We start from the raw sequence: 13,994 nt of genomic DNA on the forward strand, positions 1-13,994 counted from the left end.
GGCCCTCCCGGCCCGCCGCGGTTCAGCGGGTGTCCACCATGCGCGCGAAGACGACCACGTTCCCGTCGTAGCCCCGGGCCTTCGAGTAGCCGCCGCCGCAGGTGATCACCCGGAGCTCGGGGTGGCCGGTGTCCCCGTAGACGCGGGCGCCGGGGAAGTCGTGCTTCGAGAACACCTCCACGCCGTACACCTCGAAGACGGCGGTCCGCCCGTCGTACCGGCTGACCTCGATCTGGCTGCCCTTGCGGACCGAGCCGAGGCCGTAGAAGACCGCGGGGCCCTGGGCGTTGTCGACGTGGCCCACGATCACCGCCGACCCGCGCTGCCCGGGCGCGATGCCGTTGAGGTACCAGCCGGCCAGGTTCGGGTCCTGCGGGGGCGGGGCGTCGATCCAGCCCTCGGCGTCGAGGCCGACCGACATGACGGGCGCGTCGACGTTGATCGAGGGGATGCGGATCCGTTCCACCGTCGAGTGCTCCAGCGCCTCCAGGTCGGCCGGCGGCACGGGCGCGGCCGTGGCCGCGCTGTCGGAGGAGGCGCTCACGGCGGCGGCCGCGGCGGGCTGGGGCGGGCCCGGCTCCACGTTCGCCCCGTTCCTGATCATGGCGAGGCCGGTGAGCATGACCAGCGCCAGGACGCCCCAGGGGGACCGCTTCCTCGGCTGCCCGGTCTCGTCCTCGGTCATGGCTCTCCCTTCCCGACGCGGGATCCGGATTCCCGCGTTCTCTTCCCCCTCCTTCCCGCACGCTAAGTCGGGTCGGACGGGAAGGCGAGGAGGAAGGAGCGAACGGGTGGCCCCCGTCCGGAAGGGGTGCGTCCATCCGAGTAAATGTCAGATAAGCGTCTGATGGGTCGTGACCTGGGGATCCGTCAGATCCGGGGGCTCGCGGCCCGGCGTGTCGCGCCCCTCGGGCGGGCCAGGGCGAAATGCGGCGGATGGTGCGTCCGGTGATGGTTCGTCATGGGAGGCGTTCTCGTCGATCAGCCCGGGCCACCGGTCCGGGGCGCTTCCCGCTGGAGGTTCCACCATGCGTGCTTCACGCGCTGTGACGGCCGCCGCCGCGGCCTTCGCCGTCCTCGGACTCGCAACACCCATCGCAGCCGCGGGCGGTGCTCCCGGCGGCGGGCCCACGAACATCACCGTCAACCCCTTCTCCGTGCACCAGGGCTCGACCATGCAGGTCAGCGCCTCGGGCTGCCACCAGGGCGGCACGGTCTTCTCACCCGGCAACTTTCCCGAGACCGCCCTCTCGCCCGGGGCGATCGGCTTCGCGACGGTACGGATCTTCAACCACGCCGTGCCCGGCCGGCACACGCTCTCCGTCCGCTGCAACGGCAGCAGCCTCGTCGGCACCCACCAGTTCCAGGTCCTCGACGGCCGCGGCGCCCAGGGCGGTCTCGGCGGCTCCTTCGGCCCGACCGCCACCGAGACGGCCATCGGCGCCGGCCTCGTGGGCACGGCGGCCCTGGGCGCGGGCATCCACCTGATGCGCCGTCGCCGCGCGACCCGCGGTCGCGTCTGACCGGCCGAACCTCCCCGGTCGGATCGCGGAACCGCCCGTCGCCCCCGAGTCCAGGCCTGGACTCGGGGGCGACGGGCGTACGGAGCTCCCTCGCGGGGGCCGTCGGCGGGGGCCGTCAGTGGCGGCGGGCGCCCGAGCGGCGGCGCACCACGTACGCCGTACCCGCCGCGGCCACCACGAACAGCCCGGCACCCGCGGCGATCTCTCCCGGGGACATGCCCGAGACGCTGCCTCCGAGGCCGCCGCGCACGCCCTGGGCGACCGCGGTGGACAGGGTGGTGGGCTGGACGGTGCCGCCGGCGATGGTCAGATCGGCCGAGCCGTTCTCGTTGTTGCAGGTGAACGTCACCGAGTACACGGCGCCCCGGCGGGCGTCGCGGTCGACTGCGACGACCACCCGCTGGCCGCGGGGAATGCTCACCGCGTCGAAGACCCCGGACGACGCCGTCGCGAACGCCGCGTCGCAGCCGCTCACGGTGAGCGTGGTGCGGCCGCCGGGCGCGACCGTCGAGGGGGTGATGGCGAAGCCGAACGAGGTGATCGGCTGGGCTTCCGCGGCGGTGGCGGCAGGGGCCCCGAGCGCGAGGGCGGCTCCCGTGACGGCCGTGGCGAGCAGTGCGGCGGAAGCGGTGCGTATCGCACGCATGTCAGTCCTCCGGGTCCCGAGGTGCATTTGCGGAACCGTTTCCACATGTCGGGGAATGTGCGCCTCGATGTCCGCCACGCTAGGTGCGGCCCCGGTGACCCGCGATCAGAGTCGGGCGAATGGGGCACGTTCGGCGGCCGTTCGGGGGACATCGGCGGCGTGGCACCCGCGCGGGTCGGGTGCCGCCGCCCCCTGGTCAGCCGTCCAGATGCGGGAACTGCCGGAGGAAGGGCTCGGCCGTCGCCGAGACGCCCCGGCTGAAGGGCGCGTCGAAGTCCCAGATGAGGAAGAGCAGGAAGGCGATCAGCGCGCTGAACAGGCCGGCCAGCAGCATCTCGCGGAAGGACTTGCGGATCTGCAGCGTGAAGACCAGGCCCACGGTCACCACGGCGCCGGCGATCAGGCCGAACCACACCACGCCCGGCATGGTGGCCGCGGCGCTGTCGGCCCGGCCGCTGCGCGCGTCGTCGGCCGCCCCGACCTGGTCCACCAGCGGCTGGTAGGCCTGCCCCTCGTGGTCGGTCTTCGGCTCGTAGTCGGTCACGTCGCGCCGCACCTTCGCCAGCAGCTCCGTCCCGCGGTCGGTGACCGAGCCCTGCTCGGCCATGTGCCGCCACTCGGTGGTGACGACGTACCGGACGTACGCGTCCACGTCGGCCCGGATGCGGGCGCGGACCGCCGGCGGGTACACCTCGGCGCGGACGCTCACCTCGTGCAGGGCCTGCGCCTCCTGGCGCACGTACTCCTGGGCCGCGCCGCGGGCCTCCCATACCCCGGCGATGGCCAGTCCCAGCACGATCGCGTAGATCACGCCGATCATCATCGTCATGTACTCGATGACGTCCGGCGTCTCGCTGGGGTCGTCGTCCTCGCCGATGCGGCGGTGGTTGAAGAAGGCGATGGACAGGACCACGGCACAGGTCGCGGCCATCGCGATGCTCAGGACGAGCCATTCCGACACGGAGGAACTCCCGGTGGGTCAGGGGACGGGGCGGGCGCGGCGGTGCGGGCGGGCGCGCCTCAGCGCGGGCGCAGGGCCACGATGGCCAGGACCGCCGGTGCGGTGGCGAGCAGCGTGAACGTGAGCACCGAGATGTGGTGCTCGCGGGGCTTGCGGGCCGGGGCCCGGTAGGCCGGGCGGGCCACGGGGTGCGGCGAGAGGGCCGGTCGCGGGGGAGGGGGCGCCGGGGCCGCGCGCCGGACGGGCGGCGGGGGCGGAGGTGGCGCGGGGGCCGCCCGGTGCACCGGCGGCGGCGCGACCGGACGGGGCGCCTGCGGGGCCGGGGGAGCGGGCTTGGGCGTCGGCTTCGGGGTGGGCCGCGGCGTCGGCTTCGGTGTCGGCTTGGGTGCCGGTGGAGTCGGCTTCGGAGTGGGCTTGGGAGTCGGTGTGGGCGTGGGCTCGGGATCGCAGTCGTGCCCGCGGCCCCGCCCGGGGTGTCCGTGGCCCCTGCCGTGGCCCTTCCCGTGCCCGCAACCGCAGTGGTGGCCCTTGCCGTGGCCCTTCCCGTGCCCGCGGCCGTGACCCCTGCCATGTCCCTTCCCGTGCCCGCGGCCGTGACCGGAGCCGTCGCCTCCGGCGACGGCCACCACCTCCAGGGAGCCCCCGGGACCCACGCTCACGGAGGCGCAGCTATCGGCCACCGCGGGTGCGGATCCGAGGGTCAGCCACAGCAGGACGGCGGCGGCCCATAACCGCCTGGCGGGTGGTCTTCTCACCCGGGGAGCATGGGCGGCGGGCGGTCACGGCACGCGGGGAGCCCTGTCGATTCCCCTGAACGGGCGGACTTTCCACCGTATGGGTTTGAGCCAAAGATCGATGGCATCCGATCGCAAGCCCCTCTTTCCCAAAAGGGATTTGTCGGTTTCGGTCATTCCGTGTGGCCCGACCGGCACGTGCCTTTGGTGTGTGACGAAGAACGGATCGCCAATTTCCGCTTTGACTCGCTCCCTTGAGGGATGATCAGTAGATTCGGCTCGGACAGCAGACCGACTACGCCTTGGAGACCTCGATGGACCGCCCGGACTGGGCCCCGCCCGGCATCGACATATCGGTGCCGAGCGTGTCCCGCATCTACGATTACTACCTGGGCGGATCGCACAATTTCGAGGTCGACAGGCAGACCGCCCGGCGGGCCATGGAATTCATGCCGGGCCTCCCCAAGATCATGCAGGCGAACCGCGCATTCATGCGCCGCGCCGTCCGCCACGCCGTCTCCGAGGGCATCACCCAGTTCCTCGACATCGGTTCCGGCATCCCCACCTTCGGCAACGTCCACGAGGTCGCCCAGGGAGCCAGCCCCGAGGCCCGCGTGGTGTACGTCGACCACGACCCGGTCGCCGTCGCCCACAGCCAGGCGGTCCTCGGCGGCGACGCCCGCACCGACATCGTCGCCGCCGACCTCCGCAAACCCCACGAGATCCTGGGGAGCCCCCAGACCACCGCCCTCCTGGACTTCGACCGGCCCGTCGCCCTGCTCCTCGTGGCCGTCCTGCACTTCCTGGAGGACGCCGACGAGCCCTACGCGGCCGTCGCCCAGCTGCGCGACGCTCTGGCCCCCGGCAGCCTCCTGATCCTCACCCACGCCTCCCACGAGGGCATCCCCGCCTCCCCGGACGCCGCCGACGGCGCGGTGCGGGTCTACCGCGACGCCCGCAACCCCCTCGTGATGCGCACCCGCGAGGAGGTCGCCGGCTTCTTCGACGGCTTCACGCTGGTGGATCCCGGGCTGGTGGCCATGCCGAGCTGGCGCCCGGACACCCCCGACGTCCAGGAGGATCCGTACGCCTTCGCGGGCTTCGCAGGCGTGGGACGCAAGGCGTGAGACTTCCCGCCCAGACGGAGGGGTCCTCGGCGCTCCCGGACGACCCCGAGGACCGGATAGGCCGCTTCGCGACCATCTGGAGCCGGGCCATCTTCCCCGTCACCGCAACCTCCCTGACCCGGCCGGAACTGGAGGAACGTCTCCTCCCGCTGGCCCGCAGCCTCACCGAGGCCCTGCACGCCCGGCCCTTCGACGCCACCCCCGCCCAGGGCGTCGGCGCCGAACTCGTCGCCATCCACTGCACCGACCCCGAGGCGCTGTCGGGCACGCTCGGCGTGGTCGACGCCTACCTCGTGCTCTACTGCGCGTCCGGCGGCAGCGAGCCGGCCGAGGAGTACCGGGCCCGCTGCTCCCGCCTGCAGCACGCCCTGGCCGCCGGCTTCGCCCGCGCCCTGCGCGAGCGCACCCTCCGCGAGCAGGAGGCCATCGCCCGCTCCGCGCTGACCGCCCGCACCGACGCCAAGGTCGCCCTGCACCTCAGCGAACAGCGCTTCCGCGCCGTCTTCGAGGGCGCCGCCGTCGGCATCGGCATCGCCGACCTCGACGGCAACGTCCTGGAGGTCAACGAGGCGCTGCTGCGCATGTTCGGCGGCATGGAGGGCCACGTCCGCGGCCGCAACGTCATGGAGTGGGGCCACCCCGAGGACGCGCCGAACGTCTGGAAGATGTACGGCGAGCTGGTGCGGGGCGAACGCGAGCACTACCGCGTCGAGAAGCCCTACTACCGGCACGACGGCACCGTGCTGTGGACCAACCTCACCGTCTCCCTCCTGCGCGACGCCGACGGCCGCCCCCAGTACCAGCTGGCCCTGATGGAGGACACCACCGAACGGCGGCTGCTCAACCTGCGGCTGCGCTACGAGGCCACCCACGACGCCCTGACCGGCCTGCCCAACCGCACCCTGTTCTTCGAACGGCTGGAGAAGGCCCTGGCCGCAAAGGAAGGCAGCCGCTTCGGCCTGTGCTACCTCGACCTCGACGGCTTCAAGGCCGTCAACGACAGCCTCGGCCACTCCGCAGGCGACCGCCTCCTGGTCGAGGTGGCCGACCGCCTCCAGGCCTGTGCCACGGCCTCCAGCGAGATGGTGGCCCGGCTCGGCGGCGACGAGTTCGTCGCCCTGACCACCGGCCCCGACACCGAGCAGGAGGTCACCGAGCTCGCCGTGCGCATCCTCACGGCCCTCTCCGCGCCCATCCGGCTCGACGGCCGCGAGCTGACCGTGCGGGGCAGCATCGGCATCGTCGAAGGCCCGGCGGGCGAGCGCACCCCCGCCGAGGTGCTGCGCAGCGCCGACATCACGATGTACCGGGCCAAGGGCGCGGGCGGCAACCGCTTCGAGTTCGCCGACGCCGAGGCCGACGCCCGGGCCATCACCCGGCACGGGCTGACCACGGCCCTGCCCGCCGCCCTGGAGCGCGGCGAGTTCTTCATCGAGTACCAGCCGCTGGTCCACCTCCACGACGGCAGCGTGCACGGGGCCGAGGCGCTGGTGCGCTGGTCCCACCCGCAGTACGGGGTCCTGGGCCCGGACCGGTTCATCCCGCTCGCCGAACGCACCGGCCTGATCGTGCCCCTGGGCCGCTGGGTGCTGGAGGAGTCCGTGCGCCAGGCCCGCACCTGGCAGCGTGAGCACGGCGGCCGGGCCGCCGGCGGCCCGCTCCGCATCAACGTGAACCTCTCGCCCACCCAGCTGCACCACCCCGGCCTGGTCGCGGACACCCTCCAGGTCCTGGAGAGCTCGGGCCTGGAGCCCGGAGCCCTGTGCCTGGAGGTCACCGAGTCCGCCCTGATCGGCGCCGACGACGAACTCCTCGAACCCCTGCGCCGGCTCGCGGACCTGGGCGTCGACATCGCGCTCGACGACTTCGGCACCGGCTACTCGAACCTGGCCAACCTGCGCCGGCTCCCCGTCAGCGTGCTCAAGCTCGACCGCTCCTTCACCCAGGGGATGCAGCAGCAGCCCGCGGACCCGGTCGACGTGAAGATCGTCGAGGGGATCGTCGCGCTCGCGCACAGCCTGGAGCTCGCCGTGACCGTCGAGGGCGTCGAGACCGGGGCGCAGGCCCGGCAGCTCCGCGAACTCGGCTGCGACACCGCCCAGGGCTGGTACTACGCCCGCCCCGGAGCCCCGGACCGCATCCACGCCCTGTCCCTCTCGGACGCGTTCGCGACCTGACCCGGCCGGGCCGCCGCGGTGGCCCGGCCCGCCGCGGCGGCCCGGACTCCCGCGGCGGCCCTGCCCGACCGGGTGGCCCCCGTCGACGCGACGGTCAGAGGGCGTCGAGCCACCGCAGGACCGGCTCCGGGTCCCGGCCCTCGGCGACGAGGGCCACGTGGTGGTCCGGGCGTATGAGCACCAGAGCGTCGCCCGTCACTGCGAAGGCCTCGCGGACGGCCGCCTCCGCCGCGGCGCCGAGAGCGGTGCCCACGGCGAGCGGCCGCACCGCACCGCCGTGTGCGGCGGCCACGGCCGCCAGGCCGGGCCCGGTGCCCGAGCCGGTGCCGAGCAGGGTGAACCCGCCGCCGGCGAGGGCCTCGGACAGCCAGGTCCCGCCGGGCAGCGGTATGTCGGGCGCCGGATCGCCCGGCACCGACCGTCCCGCGCCCGTCCCCTCGGCGAGCGGACTCCAGCGGTACCCCGGCGGCACCTCGCCGGTCAGGGCCGCCTCCGTACCGGTGCCAGGCCGGCGGACGGCCGCCGTGACGTGCTCCATCCGCTCGTCGGTGATCTTCAGGGTCCAGGCGGCGACGGGCCCCCGCTCCTGCTCGTAGCTGTCCAGCAGTTCGGTACCGCCCCGCCCCTCGACGGCCAGCGCCAGCTTCCAGCCGAGGTTGAACGCGTCCTGGATCCCGGTGTTCATCCCGAGGCCCCCGGCGATGGGATGGACGTGCGCGGCGTCGCCCGCGAGGAAGACCCGGCCCACCCGGAACCGGCGCGCCATCCGGACGTTGACCCGCCACGACGACAGCCAGCTCGGCCGGCGGAGCCGTATCCCGGGGACCCGGGCGTGCCGGTCGAACTGCCGCTGAAAGGCCGCCAGCGAGGGCGGCAGTGCCTTCCCGTCCGGCCCGAGCTCCGGTGCCGTCTGTATCTGGAAAGAGGCGGTGCCCGGGACGGGCCACATGAGCACCGCCCCGTCCGCGGTGAACCACTGGTGCCAGACGTCCCGGCTCAGTCCGGGCGCCTCGACGTCCCCGCAGATCATGGCCTCGGCCCCGGCGGAGTGGCCCTCGAACGGCACCCCGAGCTCGCGCCGCACCGTGCTGTGCCCGCCGTCGCAGCCCACCGCGTACCCGGCCCGGAGCTCGCGCCCGTCGGCCAGCACCGCCCGCACCGCGTCCTCGTCCTGGCCGAGCCCGGCCAGCCGCGCCCCGAACTCCACCGCGGTGCCGAGCCGTTCGAGCCGGCGGCGCAGCACCTCCTCGATCCGCCACTGGGCGGCGAACACCGCGCCGTCGAAGCGGGCCCCCGGCCGGTGCCCGGGGCCGGTCCCAGGCGCGAAGGGATCGGTGTCCTGCACCGGCACGCCGTCGAAGTACTTGCGGAACACCTGGTGCGCGGCGCCGTGGGCGAGCACCTCCCGGTCCACGCCCAGGTCGGCCAGGATCTCCAGGCTCCTCGGGTGCAGGGTCTTGCCGCGCGATTCGCCGTGCGGCGCGTCCCGGCCGTCGATCACGCGCACGTCCACCCCGCGCCTGGCCAGGTCGCAGGCCAGGGTCAGTCCCGTGGGTCCCGCGCCCACGACGAGTACGTCGGTCATCTCGCTTCCCCCTCGAATCGTTCCGTGTCTCCAGGAAAGCGCCTCCGCCGAGAAAATGCAACCGGGTAACGAAAATTACCGGGTAATGAAATCTCTGCTAGGCTTGCGCGCATGGAGAACCCGCAGCAGAACGCGCCCCGCACCGCACCCGAACCCGGCCTGCGCGAGACCAAGAAGCAGCGCACCCGCGACCACCTCGCCGCCACCGCCCTGGAGCTCTTCCTGGAGCGCGGCTTCGACGACGTGTCCGTCGCCGAGGTGGCCGCCGCCGCCGAGGTCTCCAAGCCCACCCTGTTCCGCTACTTCCCGACCAAGGAGGACCTCCTCCTCGACCGCTTCGCGGACCACCAGGACGAGGCCGCCCGCATCGTGCGCGACCGCCCCGCCGGCACCACGCCGGTCCGCGCCCTCCACGAGCACTTCCTCGCCGCGCTCGCCGACCGCGACCCCATCACCGGCCTCTGCGACCACCCGGGCGTGCTCGCCTTCCAGCGGCTGCTCTACTCCTCGCCGGGACTCGCCGCCCGCCTCACCCACTACACCGAGCGCGAGGTCGAACTCCTCGCCGAGGCCCTGGCGCCGGAGTACGACACCCCCCTCGCCGCCCGCCTCGCCGCCCTCCACCTCGTGACCGTCCGCCACGAACTCGGCCACGAGAACTTCCGCCGCCTCGACGCCGGCAGCACCGCCGACGAGGCCCACGCCCGGGCCGCCGCCGACGCCGACCGCGCGTTCACCATGCTCGCCACAGGCCTCGACACCCCGGCCGAGACCTGAAGGCGACACCCCGGCCGAGCCCTGACCTCGACACCCCCGCCGAGGCCCGACCGCCCCGCCTCAGGCCCCCCGCTGCCGGCCCGCCAGCAGCACCCGCCGCAGCTCCCGGGCTGCCCGGGGCGGCGCGACGTCCGTACGGTGAGCCAGCGCGATGGTCCGGCGCAGCGGCGAGCCGGCCAGCCGCGTGGTCCGCAGCCCCGGACCCGCGCGGTCCGCCACCATCGCCGGCACCACCGCCAGCCCGAGCCCGGCCCGCGCGAAGCCCAGCACCGCGTCCATCTCGCCGCCCTCCACCGTGAACGACGGCTCGAACCCCTCCGCCCGGCACGCCGCCACCGTCAGCTCCCGCAGGTCGTAGCCGTGCCGGAACATCACCATCGGCTCCGTCCGCAGATCCGCCACCGTCAGCTCGCCCCCGCCCCCCGGCGGCGGCGCCGACTCCGCCGACACCACCACCAGGTCCTCCGTCAGCAGCTCCACCGTCTGCAACGACGGAGCCGACGGCGGCAGCGGCAGCGCGATCAGTGCCAGGTCCAGCGCACCGCGCGCCAGCTCCCGCACCAGATCGTGCGAACCGCCCTCCTCGATCAGCAGCTCGATCCCCGGGTGCGCGTCGTGGAACGACCGCAGCACGTCCGGCAGCAGCCCCGTGCACAGACTCGGCGTCGCCCCCAGCCGGATCCGCCCTCGCCGCAGCTGCGCCAGCTCCTGCACCTCCACCCGGGCCGTCTCCGCGTCCGCCAGGATCCGCCGCGCCAGCGGCAGCAGCGCCTCACCCGCGTCCGTCAGCGCGATGTTGCCCCGCGCCCGGCTGAACAGCTCCGCCCCCAGCTCCTGTTCGAGCGCCTTGATCTGCTGCGAGAGCGACGGCTGCGCCACGTGCACCCGCTCGGCGGCCCGCGTGAAGTGCCGGGTCTCCGCCACGGCCACGAAATACACCAGCTGCTGGAACTGCATAAAGACCAGATTAGCGCTCGATAGCCAGCACCTATCAAGATGACCATCATCATGTCTTGGACCTTTCGGAGGCCGCTCCCTAGCGTGGTGTGCCATGGCTCTGGCAACGCGAACGGACCGACGACCGTCCCTCCCGCGCACCCTCTGGAACTCCACCCTCGGCAAGAAGACCGTCATGGCGGTCTCCGGGCTGGTCATGCTCGCCTACCTGGTCGTCCACATGCTGGGCAACCTCAAGATCTTCTTCGGCGCGGAGGACTTCAACGCCTACGCGGACTGGCTCCGCCACATGGGCGAGCCCTTCCTGCACAGCCACTGGGGACTCTGGGCCGCCCGCGTCGTGCTCCTCGCCGCCGTCGTCGCCCACGCCGTCTCCGCGTACCAGCTCAGCCGGCGCGACATCAAGGCCCGCCCGGTCAAGTACGCCCACACCCGCCGCCGCGCGAGCTACGCCACCCGCACCATGCGCTGGGGCGGCATCATCCTCGGTCTCTTCATCGTCTGGCACCTGCTCGACCTCACCACGCTCACCGTCAACGAGCGCGCCTGGGCCGGCCACCCCTACGAGAACGTCCTCGCCACCTTCTCCACCTGGTACGGCAACGTCATCTACATCACCGCCATGCTGGCCCTCGGACTGCACGTCCGGCACGGCTTCTGGAGCGCCGCCCAGACCCTCGGCGCCGGCAACGCCACCCGTGACCGCGCCCTCAAGGCCACCGCCAACCTCCTCGCCCTCGCGCTGACCGCGGGCTTCGTCTCCGTCCCCGTCGCCGTCATGACCGGAGTGGTGAACTGACCATGTCCTACGCCGACTACACCACCGGCGCACCCGTCGCCGACACCAAGGCCCCCGCCGGCCCCATCGCCGAACGCTGGGACCGCCGCCGCTTCGAGGCCAGGCTCGTCAACCCCGCCAACCGCCGCAAGCACCGCATCATCGTCGTCGGCACCGGCCTCGCCGGCGGCGCCGCCGGCGCCACCCTCGCCGAACAGGGCTACCACGTCGTCCAGTTCTGCTTCCAGGACTCCCCGCGCCGCGCCCACTCCATAGCCGCCCAGGGCGGCATCAACGCCGCCAAGAACTACCGCAACGACGGCGACTCGATCCACCGCCTCTTCTACGACACCGTCAAGGGCGGCGACTTCCGCGCCCGCGAGTCCAACGTCCACCGCCTCGCCCAGATCTCCGTCGAGATCATCGACCAGTGCGTGGCCCAGGGCGTCCCCTTCGCCCGCGAGTACGGCGGCCTCCTCGACACCCGCTCCTTCGGCGGCGTCCAGGTCTCCCGCACCTTCTACGCCCGCGGACAGACCGGCCAGCAGCTCCTCCTCGGCGCCTACCAGGCCCTCTCCCGCCAGATCGCCGCCGGCAACGTCGAGATGCACGCCCGCACCGAGATGCTCGACCTCGTCACCGTCGACGGCACCGCCCGCGGCATCGTCGCCCGCGACCTCGTCACCGGCGAGATCTCCACCCACTTCGCCGACGCCGTCGTCCTCGCCACCGGCGGCTACGGCAACGTCTTCTACCTCTCCACCAACGCCATGAACTCCAACGCGACCGCCATCTGGCGGGCGCACCGCCGCGGCGCCCACTTCGCCAACCCCTGCTTCACCCAGATCCACCCCACCTGCATCCCGCGCACCGGCGACCACCAGTCCAAGCTCACCCTGATGAGCGAGTCGCTCCGCAACGACGGCCGCATCTGGGTCCCCAAGGCCCAGGGCGACACCCGCCCCCCGGCCGAGATCCCCGAGGACGAGCGCGACTACTACCTGGAACGGATCTACCCCGCCTTCGGCAACCTCGTCCCCCGCGACATCGCCTCCCGCGCCGCGAAGAACGTCTGCGACGAGGGCCGCGGCGTCGGCCCCGGCGGCCAGGGGGTCTACCTCGACTTCGCCGACGCCATCCGCCGCATGGGCAAGGACAAGGTCGCCGAGAAGTACGGCAACCTCTTCGACATGTACGAGCGGATCACCGCCGAGAACCCGTACGACGTGCCGATGCGCATCTACCCCGCCGTGCACTACACGATGGGCGGCCTCTGGGTCGACTACGACCTCCAGACCACCGTCCCCGGCCTCTTCGCCGTCGGCGAGGCCAACTTCTCCGACCACGGCGCGAACCGCCTCGGCGCCTCCGCCCTCATGCAGGGCCTCGCCGACGGCTACTTCGTCCTCCCCGCCACCATCAACGACTACCTCGCCCGCCACCCCCGCACCGACACCGTCGGCGCCGACCACCCCGAGGCCGTCGCCGCCGTACGCGAGACCGAGGACCGCCTCGCCCGCCTGCTGGCCGTCGACGGCGACCGCACGCCCGACTCCTTCCACCGCGAGATCGGCGAACTCATGTGGGAGTACTGCGGAATGGCCCGCACCGACGCCGGCCTCCGCAAGGCCCTCGCCCGCATTCCCGAGATCCGCGCCGAGTTCTGGCGCCGCATCAAGGTCCCCGGCACCGGCAAGGAGTTCAACCAGTCCCTGGAGAAGGCCAACCGCGTCGTCGACTACCTCGAACTCGCCGAGCTCATGTGCCTCGACGCCCTGCACCGCGCCGAATCCTGCGGCGGCCACTTCCGCGAGGAGTCCCAGACCCCCGACGGCGAGGCCGAACGCCAGGACGACACCTACTCCTACGCCGCCGCCTGGGAGTTCACCGCCACGGGCGAGGCCCCCGTCCTGCACCGCGAAGACCTCGTCTTCGAGTACGTCCACCCCACCCAGCGGAGCTACGCATGAGGCTCAACCTGCGCGTCTGGCGCCAGAAGAACGCCGACGCCCCCGGCGCCATGGTCACGTACCAGGTCGAGAACGTCTCCCCGGACATGTCGTTCCTGGAGATGCTCGACACCCTCAACGAGGACCTCATCCTGCGAGGCGAGGAGCCCGTCGCCTTCGACCACGACTGCCGCGAGGGCATCTGCGGCGCCTGCAGCCTCGTCATCAACGGCGACGCCCACGGACCCGAACGCACCACCACCTGCCAGCTCCACATGCGGTCCTTCGAGGACGGCGACACCATCGACGTCGAGCCCTGGCGCGCCGCCGCCTTCCCCGTCGTCAAGGACCTCGTCGTCGACCGCGGCGCCTTCGACCGGATCATCCAGGCCGGCGGCTACATCACCGCCCCCACCGGATCCGCCCCCGAGGCCCACGCCACCGCCGTCCCCAAGGCCGACGCCGACTCCGCCTTCGAGCACGCCGAGTGCATCGGCTGCGGCGCCTGCGTCGCCGCCTGCCCCAACGGCTCCGCGATGCTCTTCACCTCCGCCAAGGTCAACCACCTCAACGTCCTGCCCCAGGGCTCGCCCGAACGCGAGACCCGCGTCCTCGACATGGTGGCCCGGATGGACGAGGAGGGCTTCGGCGGCTGCACCCTCACCGGAGAATGCGCCACCGCCTGCCCCAAGGGCATCCCTCTGCCCTCCATCGCCGCCATGAACAAGGAATGGCTGCGCGCCACCCGCAAGGTCAAGCGCTAGGTGCGTTGTCCGGAGA

At 72.9% G+C, this 13,994-nt stretch carries 13 protein-coding genes; 7 read left to right on the forward strand and 6 right to left on the reverse strand.

What is annotated here, in order from left to right; genetic code table 11:
• Positions 1-22: 22 nt before the first annotated feature.
• Positions 23-685, reverse strand: coding sequence for a class F sortase (locus ACIF6F_RS06165; protein WP_399941858.1), 663 nt, complete (start codon positions 683-685; stop codon positions 23-25).
• Between the two features lie 343 nt (positions 686-1,028).
• Between ACIF6F_RS06165 and ACIF6F_RS06170 the strand changes: the two genes are divergently transcribed.
• A complete protein-coding gene (locus tag ACIF6F_RS06170; protein ID WP_399941860.1) occupies positions 1,029-1,523 on the forward strand; it encodes a hypothetical protein in 495 nt (164 codons plus the stop codon).
• Positions 1,524-1,638: 115 nt separating this feature from the next.
• Here ACIF6F_RS06170 and ACIF6F_RS06175 read toward each other — a convergent pair whose 3' ends face one another.
• From ACIF6F_RS06175 to ACIF6F_RS06185, 3 genes are all read right to left on the reverse strand, one after another.
• The gene (locus ACIF6F_RS06175; RefSeq protein ID WP_399941862.1) at positions 1,639-2,169 is read right to left on the reverse strand and encodes a hypothetical protein; all 531 of its coding nucleotides are present in this window, start codon (positions 2,167-2,169) and stop codon (positions 1,639-1,641) included.
• A gap of 196 nt (positions 2,170-2,365) precedes the next feature.
• On the reverse strand, positions 2,366-3,130 hold the full coding sequence (locus ACIF6F_RS06180; RefSeq protein ID WP_399941865.1) for a hypothetical protein: 765 nt from the start codon (positions 3,128-3,130) through the stop codon (positions 2,366-2,368).
• Positions 3,131-3,189: 59 nt separating this feature from the next.
• Positions 3,190-3,315, reverse strand: coding sequence for a hypothetical protein (locus tag ACIF6F_RS06185; protein WP_399941867.1), 126 nt, complete (start codon positions 3,313-3,315; stop codon positions 3,190-3,192).
• Between the two features lie 863 nt (positions 3,316-4,178).
• On the opposite strand from ACIF6F_RS06185, the gene ACIF6F_RS06190 reads away from it, so the two are divergent.
• Positions 4,179-4,991 carry an SAM-dependent methyltransferase gene (locus ACIF6F_RS06190; RefSeq protein WP_399941870.1) on the forward strand — a complete coding sequence of 271 codons (813 nt, stop codon included), beginning with the start codon at positions 4,179-4,181 and terminating at the stop codon, positions 4,989-4,991.
• Positions 4,988-7,168 (forward strand): putative bifunctional diguanylate cyclase/phosphodiesterase, encoded by a 2,181-nt coding sequence (locus ACIF6F_RS06195; protein WP_399941872.1) that lies wholly within the window; start codon positions 4,988-4,990, stop codon positions 7,166-7,168. The genes ACIF6F_RS06190 and ACIF6F_RS06195 overlap by 4 nt, the downstream gene beginning before the upstream one ends.
• Positions 7,169-7,262: 94 nt before the next feature.
• On the opposite strand, the gene ACIF6F_RS06200 is transcribed toward ACIF6F_RS06195, so the two are convergent.
• Positions 7,263-8,753 carry an FAD-dependent oxidoreductase gene (locus ACIF6F_RS06200; RefSeq protein WP_399941874.1) on the reverse strand — a complete coding sequence of 497 codons (1,491 nt, stop codon included), beginning with the start codon at positions 8,751-8,753 and terminating at the stop codon, positions 7,263-7,265.
• Between the two features lie 111 nt (positions 8,754-8,864).
• Here ACIF6F_RS06200 and ACIF6F_RS06205 point away from each other — a divergent pair, with 111 nt between their 5' ends.
• Positions 8,865-9,530: a TetR/AcrR family transcriptional regulator gene (locus ACIF6F_RS06205; protein WP_399941876.1), complete on the forward strand. Its 666-nt coding sequence runs from the start codon at positions 8,865-8,867 to the stop codon at positions 9,528-9,530.
• A gap of 60 nt (positions 9,531-9,590) precedes the next feature.
• Here ACIF6F_RS06205 and ACIF6F_RS06210 read toward each other — a convergent pair whose 3' ends face one another.
• Positions 9,591-10,487, reverse strand: a complete 897-nt coding sequence (locus ACIF6F_RS06210) for a LysR family transcriptional regulator (protein WP_399941879.1) — start codon at positions 10,485-10,487, stop codon at positions 9,591-9,593.
• 94 nt (positions 10,488-10,581) lie between these two features.
• On the opposite strand from ACIF6F_RS06210, the gene ACIF6F_RS06215 reads away from it, so the two are divergent.
• The 3 genes from ACIF6F_RS06215 to ACIF6F_RS06225 are packed head-to-tail and all read left to right on the forward strand — an operon-like array spanning position 10,582 to position 13,978.
• Positions 10,582-11,286, forward strand: coding sequence for a succinate dehydrogenase (locus tag ACIF6F_RS06215; protein ID WP_399941882.1), 705 nt, complete (start codon positions 10,582-10,584; stop codon positions 11,284-11,286).
• A 2-nt stretch (positions 11,287-11,288) separates the two neighbouring features.
• Positions 11,289-13,235 (forward strand): fumarate reductase/succinate dehydrogenase flavoprotein subunit, encoded by a 1,947-nt coding sequence (locus ACIF6F_RS06220; RefSeq protein WP_399941885.1) that lies wholly within the window; start codon positions 11,289-11,291, stop codon positions 13,233-13,235.
• Entirely contained in the window at positions 13,232-13,978 is a 747-nt protein-coding gene (locus ACIF6F_RS06225) for a succinate dehydrogenase/fumarate reductase iron-sulfur subunit (protein WP_399941888.1), read from the forward strand. Before ACIF6F_RS06220 ends, ACIF6F_RS06225 begins: the two co-directional genes overlap by 4 nt.
• Positions 13,979-13,994: the final 16 nt, after the last annotated feature.

Source organism: Streptomyces sp. NPDC086023 (assembly GCF_044540325.1).
Classification (GTDB): Bacteria; Actinomycetota; Actinomycetes; order Streptomycetales; family Streptomycetaceae; genus Streptomyces.

Coding starts and splice junctions, on each gene's coding strand:
- ACIF6F_RS06165 (WP_399941858.1), bottom strand. CDS start 685: ATGACCGAGGACGAGACCGGGCAGCCGAGGAAGCGGTCCCCCTGGGGC.
- ACIF6F_RS06170 (WP_399941860.1), top strand. CDS start 1,029: ATGCGTGCTTCACGCGCTGTGACGGCCGCCGCCGCGGCCTTCGCCGTC.
- ACIF6F_RS06175 (WP_399941862.1), bottom strand. CDS start 2,169: ATGCGTGCGATACGCACCGCTTCCGCCGCACTGCTCGCCACGGCCGTC.
- ACIF6F_RS06190 (WP_399941870.1), top strand. CDS start 4,179: ATGGACCGCCCGGACTGGGCCCCGCCCGGCATCGACATATCGGTGCCG.
- ACIF6F_RS06200 (WP_399941874.1), bottom strand. CDS start 8,753: ATGACCGACGTACTCGTCGTGGGCGCGGGACCCACGGGACTGACCCTG.
- ACIF6F_RS06205 (WP_399941876.1), top strand. CDS start 8,865: ATGGAGAACCCGCAGCAGAACGCGCCCCGCACCGCACCCGAACCCGGC.
- ACIF6F_RS06210 (WP_399941879.1), bottom strand. CDS start 10,487: ATGCAGTTCCAGCAGCTGGTGTATTTCGTGGCCGTGGCGGAGACCCGG.
- ACIF6F_RS06215 (WP_399941882.1), top strand. CDS start 10,582: ATGGCTCTGGCAACGCGAACGGACCGACGACCGTCCCTCCCGCGCACC.
- ACIF6F_RS06220 (WP_399941885.1), top strand. CDS start 11,289: ATGTCCTACGCCGACTACACCACCGGCGCACCCGTCGCCGACACCAAG.
- ACIF6F_RS06225 (WP_399941888.1), top strand. CDS start 13,232: ATGAGGCTCAACCTGCGCGTCTGGCGCCAGAAGAACGCCGACGCCCCC.